At 41.6% G+C, this 11,173-nt stretch carries 7 protein-coding genes; 4 read left to right on the forward strand and 3 right to left on the reverse strand.

The genetic code is table 11. The annotated features are described in order from the left end of the window. The first annotated feature begins 115 nt into the window (after positions 1-115). The gene (locus L3V43_RS16790; protein WP_237116962.1) at positions 116-2,899 is read left to right on the forward strand and encodes an ATP-binding protein; all 2,784 of its coding nucleotides are present in this window, start codon (positions 116-118) and stop codon (positions 2,897-2,899) included. Between the two features lie 28 nt (positions 2,900-2,927). On the opposite strand, the gene L3V43_RS16795 is transcribed toward L3V43_RS16790, so the two are convergent. Next, a complete protein-coding gene (locus L3V43_RS16795) occupies positions 2,928-7,415 on the reverse strand; it encodes an EAL domain-containing protein (RefSeq protein ID WP_237116961.1) in 4,488 nt (1,495 codons plus the stop codon). A 481-nt stretch (positions 7,416-7,896) separates the two neighbouring features. Here L3V43_RS16795 and L3V43_RS16800 point away from each other — a divergent pair, with 481 nt between their 5' ends. Further along, positions 7,897-8,091 (forward strand): (2Fe-2S)-binding protein, encoded by a 195-nt coding sequence (locus L3V43_RS16800; protein ID WP_010607506.1) that lies wholly within the window; start codon positions 7,897-7,899, stop codon positions 8,089-8,091. Between the two features lie 32 nt (positions 8,092-8,123). On the opposite strand, the gene bfr (L3V43_RS16805) is transcribed toward L3V43_RS16800, so the two are convergent. Together bfr (L3V43_RS16805) and bfr (L3V43_RS16810) are read right to left on the reverse strand one after the other, a co-directional pair. Then, entirely contained in the window at positions 8,124-8,588 is a 465-nt protein-coding gene (gene bfr, locus L3V43_RS16805; RefSeq protein WP_102058584.1) for a bacterioferritin, read from the reverse strand. Between the two features lie 17 nt (positions 8,589-8,605). Next, positions 8,606-9,073, reverse strand: coding sequence for a bacterioferritin (gene bfr, locus L3V43_RS16810; protein ID WP_010607507.1), 468 nt, complete (start codon positions 9,071-9,073; stop codon positions 8,606-8,608). Between the two features lie 272 nt (positions 9,074-9,345). On the opposite strand from bfr (L3V43_RS16810), the gene L3V43_RS16815 reads away from it, so the two are divergent. Continuing rightward, positions 9,346-9,672, forward strand: a complete 327-nt coding sequence (locus L3V43_RS16815; RefSeq protein WP_237116960.1) for a DUF2946 family protein — start codon at positions 9,346-9,348, stop codon at positions 9,670-9,672. 383 nt (positions 9,673-10,055) lie between these two features. Then, positions 10,056-11,165: an efflux RND transporter periplasmic adaptor subunit gene (locus tag L3V43_RS16820; protein WP_237116959.1), complete on the forward strand. Its 1,110-nt coding sequence runs from the start codon at positions 10,056-10,058 to the stop codon at positions 11,163-11,165. Positions 11,166-11,173 lie beyond the last annotated feature (8 nt).

Genomic DNA, 11,173 nt, shown 5'->3' on the forward strand with positions numbered 1-11,173 from the left:
AAAATAAACCCAATGTGTGATATATTTTTTAGTTATTTGTTGCACTACCTTGGCAGGTTTTAAAATATTTTTTATTGTTATACATAGGCAGTATCAAAAACCGGTGGTGTAACATTTGAATCAAAAGCAAGCGCTCATCATAACTTTAGTCTTAGGTGTACTTGGCGGGCTGGCCAATCTGTTGCCAATTTGGTTTTTGGATAGTTCTGAATTCCTTTTTGGCCAGCTGTTTGTATTATTTATCCTGCTGCTATGCGGATGGCGCTATGCCATCATCGCTGTGATTATAGGTGCCGGTTTTATTTGGTATCGATGGGAGCATGCTTGGCCTTCTGTGGTTTTTTTCTTCGAAGTGTTGTGGCTTCACTTTGTCTGCGTCCGTTTCGCCAAGCCATTTTTTGTTCGGGGTATCGTTTATTGGATTTTGTTGGGGTTACCTGCATTATTTATTTTTGGCTATTTTGCCCTCGAACTGCCGTTACTCGTTATATTCACTGCACTGGCTAAGTACCTAATCAACGCTGGTATTTGCCTCGCTGTGGTCGACTTGCTGAGCTTTTTCTTTACTCGCTGCAAGTGGCAAGGGATGCCGCTCAATCAAATTCTGAATTCTACCGTCAACCTTGTTATCGTTTTAGTTGTATTAATGACAACCGTCGTGCTGACAAACAATTACTATAAAAGAATTGAAGCAGAGATAAAAACACAGCTTGAAGAAGCCTCCGGTTCTATAGTCGCTCAAATTGATGACTACCTTGATGCATACCGTCGCGCGATGGTGATATCCGCAACGGATGTATCCTTAGGGATTGATGCTGATTATGTTATTGAGCGGTTGCTAAAAACTCATGCTAATTTTAGAACCGCAATTGTTGCGGACAAAGATGCTAATGTTACCCACCTTTATCCGCAGCATTTTGCTGAGACGATGAAGGGAACAAACGCCAATGTGTCAGATAGAGACTATTTTATTAAAGCACCTGAACACCCTGAAGGATTTGTGTCGGGCATATTCCAAGGGCGTGGCTTTGATGAAGCGCCAATCGTGGCAATTTCAGCGCCAATCTTTATCGCTGAAGCGTTTAAAGGAATAGTGGAAGGGTCTTTAATATTTGGCTCATTTGAACGCTTTATTCCAAAAATTCTTGCTGAAGATGCTAACTTGATTGTGCTGGATAAACACAAAAGGGTCGTCTACAGCTCGTTAAAAACCGAATTTAAAACCTTGGATATGCCAAGTGATGTAGTGTTACAAGCCTTATTTGATAAGGAATCCTCAACTTTTGAAGACTCGACTGAGCAGATTTTATTTAAACAAACTGCGGTATCTAAGCAATATGAATGGTCAGTTATCACTATGCTCGATCGTAAATATCTTAACCTAGTTGCTGCAGAAGCTTGGTCAGATGCATTGGGGCTTGCGCTTGCGATTATTGTATTGAGTTCTATTTTTGTCCGTCAGCTCACTCGATTGTTGGTGCGTCCAATTGTGGCGCTCAGTCATGATATTCGTGCTTACGAACCTTCAACTTTAATCGAAAATTCGGCGAATGCAGATAGCAGCTTTTTAGAAATAATTGAGTTGCAGCAGCAGTTCAATCAGCTGGCTTTTAAGCTAACACTGAGTTTTACAAAACAAAACCAAGCCAGCCTAGAAAACGAAAGACTTAACCGTAAGCTTACCGACTTCAATCGTGAGTTAGAGCAACAAGTTGCTGAGAAAACGGAAGAGCTAACCAAAGCCGTAGAAGCCGCTAACGCTGCTAATCATTCCAAGAGCCGGTTCCTCGCCAATATGAGTCATGAAATTAGAACGCCGTTAAATGGAATTATCGGTATGTCGGATAGCTTGATCAGAGAGCAAAGTCTTAGCAATGAGATGGCAGACCAAATAACAATTATACGGCAGTCGGCAAAGAACCTGATGCTTATCCTCAATGATATTTTGGATTATTCTAAAATTGAGGCGGGGGCTTTGAAAATAGAACGCCGGGCAGTGAATTTACAAGAAATGCTCGACAGTCTGGTCAGCATTTTCAAAATTTCTAACGTCAGATATGGTGTTGAGTTTAAGTACGAGAAGGGGGCTGAACTCCCTACGTACCTTGAGTTAGATGAACTACGCGTGTCACAAGTGGTAAATAATTTACTCAGCAATGCTGGAAAGTTTACCAACAAAGGCCACATAACACTTTCCGTCCATTATGAGAGTGGGATGTTAAAGTTTACTGTTGCTGACACTGGAATTGGCATTTCAAAAGCGCAACAGGAAACGTTGTTCCATGAGTTTACTCAGGCAGACCTTTCAACCACAAGAAAGTTTGGTGGTACCGGACTTGGCTTAGCTATTTCTAAAAAACTAGTCGAAGCGATGCATGGCGAGATAAGCATTCACAGTGAACTTGGGCTCGGTAGTAAATTCTATGTAGATATTCCAGCTTCAAAAGGGCAGGGGGTTAAGAGAGAGCAACAAGAAGTAGGGGCTCCTGATTTTAATGGCCTCGATGTTCTATTGGTAGAAGACAATAAAATTAACCAAGTGGTTGTTGGTAAGTTGCTAGAGAAAACGCACTGCTTGTTAGATAAAGTGGACGACGGAGTCGAAGCTTTAGTTGCAATGAAGGCGAAAAACTATGCCTTGGTTTTAATGGATTGCCAAATGCCGAATATGGACGGCTTTGCTTGTACCAAAGCAATCAGAAACGAGCCAAATATATACGGCAATCCACATATTATTGCGATAACAGCGAACGCCTACGAAGAAGATAAACAAAAATGTATCCAGGCAGGCATGGATGATTTTATTGCTAAACCCATTGATATTAACGAACTTTATCAAAAGCTTAGTGAATGGCAGCGCTCAGAACTGCCTGATAGTGAAACGCAAGATAAGGGCTAACGCTTAGGCTAGCCCACTCAATCCGCGATCAAGCTCGTGAGCGTTCATGCTGTTCGTAAAATGCGAGCAAATCGTCAATCGCCATAGGCTTTGCGAAGTGGTAGCCTTGCATATATTCACAGCCTACGTCTCTTAGATAATTAAGCTGAGATTCTGTCTCGACACCTTCTGCAATACACTTCATGTTTAAGCTTTGCGCCAATAAATAAATGGTTCTAATGATAGATTTATTCGCGGGTTTTGCGCTCATATTGCGTACAAACCCTTGGTCAATCTTTATAATATCAAGAGGGAACTCATTCAGATACGTGAGTGAAGAAAAGCCAGTGCCGAAGTCGTCGAGTAGCAATATAAAATCAGCCCGCTTCATTTCGTTGATAGTTGCTCGTGCCTTAACCATATCAGACATAAAAATTGACTCGGTGATTTCAAGTCTTAAGCAACGATTAGTAAGACCATGCGCTTTTAAAATCTCAGTGAACTGGTGTGCGATATCTGAGCGTAAAATATGTACCGCGCTTAAATTAAGAGATAAATAAAAGTCTGGTTCTTGTGTAAACAATGGACGCAATTCTATTAAGGCTCTGATAAGCGCTTGCTCAGTCAAGGTTTCGATCAAGCCGCTTTCTTCAGCGATTGGAATAAAATCGCATGGAGGAATTAGCATGTCATTATTGCGCCAACGCATGAGTAACTCAACGCCTGCAAGCTGACCCGTTGTGGTATTGATGATAGGCTGATAGTGATTGAAAAACTCACCGTCTTTAACTGCCGTTTTCATTGCGGTTTCTAACCGAAGCTTTTTACTGATCTCTTCATTCATTGTCTCAGTAAAGAACTTGAATGCATTTCTTCCCGATTGCTTTGCATGGATCATGGCGATATCCGCGTTACGGATTAAGGATTCTGAGTCCGGTGCATCAAATGGGTAAACTGCAACGCCAATACTGGCAGATACACTCATGGTGATCCCATCAATTTCGATACGCTCGGGTATGTGCTTCACTAAGCGGGAGACTACCTCGCTCACATATTCGATGCTAGGGAAGGACTTAATTAGCACAAGAAACTCATCGCCACTCTGCCTTGCTAAGATACAATTATTGTTAATTTGCTCTTTGATCCGCTTAGTTATCGCGACCAGTAGTTTATCGCCAATATGATGTCCATAGGCATCATTAATTGGTTTAAATTTATCTAAGTCAATAAAGAGTAGGGCACAGCTTTGCTGTGTGTTGTTTGCGTTAAACAGCGCAAATTCAATGTGCTGTAGCATTAAGCTGCGATTCGGCAGCTCCGTCAAAGCGTCGAAATTGGCGAGATATCTAAGTTCATTCTCGGCTTTTTTCTGCTCAGTCAAATCGGTAACAACGACCACGAAGTATTGGAGATTCACATTGTCCTTGGAAACCGCGCTAATGCTTAGTTGAACTGGATGCACTTTATCCCAGCCGTCTGTAACTTGAACTTCCTGTCTTAGATATTGATTTGGTCCAAGAGATTTTAAATTTGCAATTAAACCGTGGAACTTCTTTTGCCCGATGGCATTAACAAAACGCTCAGTCGTTAAGTCGTTTAACGCTTCGTTTTCCTGCAGTTGAAATGCTCTACAGAAGCTACTATTGACCGAAATGGGCTGTAAGTTAGGGTCTAAGATCACAATCCAATCGTTCACTTGGCTGAAGGCCTCACCCAGCATATTTGCGCGCATCTGGTTCGCTTTTTGCGTGGTTACATTGGTATAAATACCGTGTAGTTCAGTGGCTTTGCCTTGTGCGTCAAACTCTGCGACTTGGCCAAAGTCGTGAAACCAGTGCCAATTATTGTCAGTGCAGCGCAGTCGATAAGATAGAGAAAGCTGCTCTTTGGTCGGGTTAGAAATAAATTTCTTCCAAGCACGCTCGACAACTTCTCTATCATCTGGATGAATGGCGTTATAGTGTTCTTGCAACGTCATAGTATCACTCTTAAAGCCAAGCGCTTCGGCGCGCTGCTGTGTGATTTGGCGTGCAACGACATCTGCTGACCAAACGCCGCTTTTGGTTGATTTCAACGCCAGCTTCGTTTGCCTTCCTGCATGCGTAACGGCTTTAAGTGCAGTTTCAAGCTGACGTTGTTTCTGTTTGTGCTTAATAACGACGAGCGATATTAGCGCGAATGCACTTAGACTGTATAAGATTAATGCAACAGGCGAGCGCCATGGAGAGTGAGCAACATGAAAGCGCAAGTTGAGTGCATTGCTCAGGTCATCACCGTCAAGCGAATGCGGTGCAACGATTAACTGATAATCACCAGGGAGTAATTGATTTAGAAATACTTTGTTTCGTTTTAAGTTTGAAAACGTAAGTGCACTTGGACCATGCAAAGAAGCTTGGTATTGAATATGATGATTGGCATTGAAGTCAAAATCAGAAAACAGTAGCTCAATGCCCATGTCATCAAACTTAAAATCAAATGCTTGCAATATTGCATCAGGTGCTAAGTAGGTTTGATCCCTGCTTAAAATATCCATTTGAGTGACCAGTAGTGGGCGGCGCTTAACCGCGCCATCTGAAAACTGTTCCGGATCGAAAGTGATAGAGCCGTTGACTGTACCGAACATCAGCTTGCCAGATTCAAGTGCTGCTGCTGCCCCTCCGTTAAACTCAAGCGTCGGCAGGCCTTGATTCGTTCCAAAGGTTTCCAATACTTTATTTATTGGATCAAATTTAAACATGCCGCGTTGACTGCTGGCCCAAATCATTCCATCTCTATCTAACTGGAGATTGTAGATAGCATTACTCATCAAACCTTGTTCAGTCGTTAGCTTGTATTCTTCGGCGTAAGTATCTTTATTGATCCCGACTAGACCTTCGGTTGAGGTCGCCAACCATAGTGTTCCAGCTCTATCTACTACCCAACTATTAACGGCGGAGACCAAGTGCTTATCCGATTTGTTGTAAATTGTTGTTAGGGTATCTGTTGACTCATTATATTTGACCAAACTGATGTCCGTACTTATCCAATATTCATCGTTAGTCGTATCCAAAGGCGGTAGGATCAAAAAGCTCTGTGCCGCTGCCAGCTGCTTTGACAGTCCTTCTAAAGCCCGCACTGTACTAGTGGCAGCATCATATTCATAAAACCCGTTGCTATTGATAAATGGAAACTTACTTTCTGAGTACTTAGCAATACCCCAGCTATATGGTTCAAGTTTGTCACCATTTTCAAGCGTAATTGGGTTTAGCTGTTTGGTGTCGGTGTTAAATAGTGCGGTCTCTTGAGTTGTTTGTATAAGAAATGTATTTTTGTCGAAATATGAAGAATTAAAAATAGAGAATACAGCATCTGCTCCGTACAGCGCTTTTGGGTCTCTATTTTGCAGGTAACTGGATTTCAATTGCTGGGTGCTCAAATCAAACTCATTAATGCCGTTATCCGTACCGAGGAGTACCGTGTTATTGTTGGTAGGGTGAATCGACCAGATATTGTTATTGGCAAACCTGTCTTGGGTGTTTATAAATGTTGTAAAGCGCAGCGAGCTTGAAGGCCATAAATATGCACCATCATTATACGTGCCCATCCATAGGTTATTGTTTCTATCTGCGTAAAGGTTAGTGATACTGGGGTTGGTGAGACGATATTGCCCTTCGGTTAAGGAAAGCACCTTTGAACTGGTTTTTTTTCTTCTATCAATAAGCAACAATCCATGTTCGGTAGCAATAAACTCGCCATAGGGAGTGATTTGATGTCCCCAAATATTTTTCTCAGGAACGAGCTCATAGCTTTTTGAAGCAACAAGTGTTTGATTACTGACTGGAATTACAAATAAGCCTTCTACAGTACCAACGAGTAACCCCAACGATGGGTCGCGTTTGAGTAATTTAACATCATGACTGAGTTCTGACTTTGAATCTGTGTAATTTATTTGCTCTACATTGCCGGTCGCAAGAGAATAGGTGAATAGACCTTCCGTTGTACCAATAATCACAAAATTACCGATAACGTTTATGGCGCGAATGTAGCTACTTGGTGCGAAGTGAGTGAGTAATTCTGACTTTAACGTATCGCGATCTAATGTGTAGAGGTCACTTTCAATGGAGAAGATGATATTTTCTCGATGAGCAATGGCTGTAGCGATGGGTTTTGGAGCTGCGTTGTTGTCTTGACGTTTACCGTCGTAGATTTGTTGAACTGTGTAGTCATCAACATTCAGTAAAAACGCACCGCTGATACCAGTAGAGATCAGTAACTCGTCATTCGAGATATTGAATAACCCAACTATTTCTTGCTCATCAAGACCCTGAGAGGCTGCAATACTAACGATTTGATTGCCGTCATAGCGGTTTAAGCCTTGAAGAGTACCGATCCAAATAAAGCCATGTTTATCTTGTGTGATGGCGGTGATTGCTGATTGACTTAACCCCTCCTCAACAGAGAAACGAGAAGTATATTGACCGAAGTTATGGGCGTGGCTAGGCGCGACTATGCAACACAAAGATAATAATATAAAAAAACACAATAGCGCTTGCTTCATTAAAAGACCTTTCTCTATCCAATCTCATTTAGTCCTTTAACAACATGTTACCAAATCAAACTAAGCTGATCCGCGCTAATAAAACTGTTAGCGGTGACGCGAAGTCTAGCGGAAATGCTAGATTGAAATCAACTTAAACCTTGGTTTTTATGCAATATATTTAACAATTTATACATGTTTAAGGTTTGTCATTTGTAGCAAACAAAACAATCTTCTTGGGTGAAAGTGCACCCAAACTCTCATGTTTAAAGTGAAACTCATCTGGTTAAGTTAAGCGTAGCAGTTTTACTGGATTTTTCTTAATTTTATAGAAATAAACGTCGGCTTGAGTACGACGTTTTACGAAGTGTGAATAACGAAGTCTTTGCTGCAGCTTACAAAGAAAAATAATTCGCATTTATAGCTAAGGTATGTGTTGATAATTGTTATCGTTTAGATTAGACTTGTTTTCAGTTAATGAGTTTGAGATTGGTTTTCATTTATGTACGTGTGCATTTGCCATGGTGTTACAGATAAAAAGATTGCAGAGACGATAGACGATGGTGCTCGTTCAATGCGTGATCTTAGCCAGACATTATCTGTTGGTAAGCAGTGTGGAAAGTGCTGTAACTGTGCGAAGAAAATTCTAAATGAAAAGCTGATTGCGATTGTTGATGTCACTGATCAGGTTGCGTAACAGTACATTATCACGCAACCTCAATTAAATACTTATAGTTGAGACTGTAAGTAGTTTTCTATTCCCATCACCTTAATTAGATGTTGCTGAGTTTCAAGCCAGTCAATTTGCTCTTCTTGCTCGTTTTGGATTTTATCTAACGCTTCACGGCTGATGTAATCTTGCTTTTCTTCACACAATTTAATTGCTGCTTGGAGGTCGACCAAAGACGCTTGCTCAAATGCCATATTGCAATCAATCATCTCAGCGCTGTTTTCACCAATTTTTAAACGACCTAAATCTTGTAAGTTAGGAAGGCCTTCCAAGAACAAAATTCGCTCGATAAGGCGGTCAGCGTTTTTCATTTTTTGTATTGAGACTTTATAATCCGCTTTGTCTAACTGGCTAAAACCGAAGTCTTTAAACATACGTGCGTGCAAAAAGTATTGGTTGATACCTACCAACTCATTGGCCAAAACTTTATTAAGCGCTCCGATTACTTCTCTATCACCTTTCATTTGTCGAGTCCTTAATATTAAAGCTGAGATTGGATATAATTCGGAGCACCGATAAGATCAATCAGGCGAATTTGCTGCTCTAGCCAGTAAACATGATCTTCTTCTGTATCAAACAACAGCTTTTCAAGCGTTTCTCGAGATTGGTAATCTTGCTCTTCTTCACAGATTTTGATTGCTTCTTTAACGCATTCGACAACTTCAAGCTCTAGTTTTAGGTCGTTTTCCATCATGGACTTAACATCTTGGCCGATGAGTAGATCACGACGTTTTGTCATGTTAGGTACCCCTTCCAAGAAAAGAATGCGTTTGATCAACCAATCCGCATGCGTGGTTTCTTCTTCACGTTCGTGCTCAAGGCGTTGGTATAGTTTGCTCAACCCCCAATCTTCGTACATACGTGAATGGATGAAATATTGATCGATAGCTGCAAGCTCATTGGCTAATAGCTTATTGAATGCGTCGATGACTTTTTGTTTACCTTGCATGCTGTTACCTCAAGCTGTGAATATGCGGCTAGTCTAACGGATTTATGTGATGTGTCAATGAAAAATCTTTATAAAACATAGTGTTATATATTGATTATAATTCGCATTTAAGTTGATGTTTTGGCCTAACAATGCAAATTATTGTTATTTCATTTTGAGTAGGATCAGTAATGACAGCAAAAAATAAGACTTAAAGCTTAGCGCTACTATTGACAGAACAAGTGCAGGTGGTAAATTGACAACGATCTTTTGTTTTAAAGAGAAATGTAGATTTGAATAAGCTAGTTTTGATTTTTGTGATGCTCTTACTTGCGGTGCAAGCTGTGAGTGTGTTCGCGTCTGAATCTAGCTTCCATCAAATCGAAGTGTCTCACCTCCAACATACTCACGACCATGCTGAAGATGCGCAAGCAGACTCCAGCGACCATCACACAAAAGATTGCCACCACTGTGGCCATTGCAGTGGGACGCATTTGAATTTAGTGATTTTAAAATCTTTTATCCCCTTTGAAATGCGACCAAATAGCGAAATTTATCCTCAATCAGATACTAAAGTGCGTGCTTTTGTAGAGCAAGCACATCGTCCACCGATCGCTTAAGTCGCGGTTATCATTGAAGGCGTGAACTCAATTTAACTTCACTAACCTGTGTTTAGGTTAATGCGTAAATTGATAAACCCAACTTAGCGCAAATTCGTGTTAGTGAGCAAACAACTAGACCTGTTTTCTATGCTTATGTGTTTTGCTTTCAGTGATATTGCCCACTCCGTTTATACCAATTGTATTAAGTAAATGAGCTACTTTAACCCTGATTGGTATTACTCCTTCTTAGCTGATGACGTTGATTACAGATAAATCACGTCTGCTTGAGAAGCGCATTCTTGTTTACGAATTGGCACTGTAACAGCAATGCTTGGTGCAATTCGTTAAACAAGCTAACGGTTTTGAACGTCAACTTACGTTCTTGAGTAAAAGAGTATCGAATGACAAATTTTAAAATTTTCTCCATCTATTTCGCGGTGAACGCGCTTTTTAGCTCGCTGGCATATGCCGGCGACGGTCATGAAGAACATGAAGAGGAAGAAAATGCCATCGTACTAACGCAGCAACAAATGCGTTTTGCCGGAATTCAGACCAAAGAAGTCAAGCTGGAAAGCCATGAGCGCTTTTATTTTGCACCTGGAGAAGTAAAAGCCAATGGTTATACCAGCTATTTAGTATCGCCAAGAGCCGATTCAATCGTGTTAAAGCGACACACTACACTTGGCTCTATGGTTAATGTTAACGACCCACTTATCACCTTATTCTCAGAGGCAATGGCGCAGGCCCAAGCGCAGTATTTGGTCGCTTCAACAGAGTGGGATAGAGTTAAACGCTTAAGCAAAGAAACCATCAGTGAGCGTGAACGCGTTCAAGCAAGTGCCGATTTTAGTTCGGCTTATTCAAAGTTGTTGGCACTTGGAGTAACAGAAAAGGAGATCAAAGAAATAGCCACTAAGCCTGCCAGTGAACTTGGCCAATATACGCTCGTTGCTGAGCGCGAGGGGGTGGTGACTCAAGATGCCTTTACTCAGGGCCAGCATGTTGCTTCTGGCACAACTTTAATGGCAATCACTGATGAAAGCGAGCTATGGGTGGAAGCCCGTTTACAACCGAACTCTCAACTTTCGTTAGCGGTTAACTCTAAAGCATTGATTGGCATAGAAGATCAGCAATATGAGGCTCGAGTTATCCAAGAAGCGCATACAATCGACCCCATTACTCGAACCAGACAGATCCGCCTATTGGTTGAAAATAGTGACGACAAGCTACACGCAGGGATGTTTGTTAACGTCAACTTTATCATACCGTCAAAAGAGCCAACCATTGCGTTACCTGCAGACGCGCTAAGTCGTGGGCCTGACGGCGATTGGGTGGTGTACATCGAAGAAGCACCCGGCGAGTTCCATCCCAAAGAAGTGACTTTAGGTGAAGACTTTGGCGCTCAGGTTGAAGTTATCGGTTTGGCTGTGGGTGAGCGCGTGGCCGTAACCGGGGCGTTCTTTATTGCCTCAGAGCAAGCCAAATCAGGCTTCGATCCGCATAACCATTAAGGGGAGCC

Origin of the sequence: Pseudoalteromonas sp. L23 (assembly GCF_021728455.1) — a bacterium.
In the GTDB taxonomy this organism is placed as follows: Bacteria; Pseudomonadota; Gammaproteobacteria; order Enterobacterales; family Alteromonadaceae; genus Pseudoalteromonas.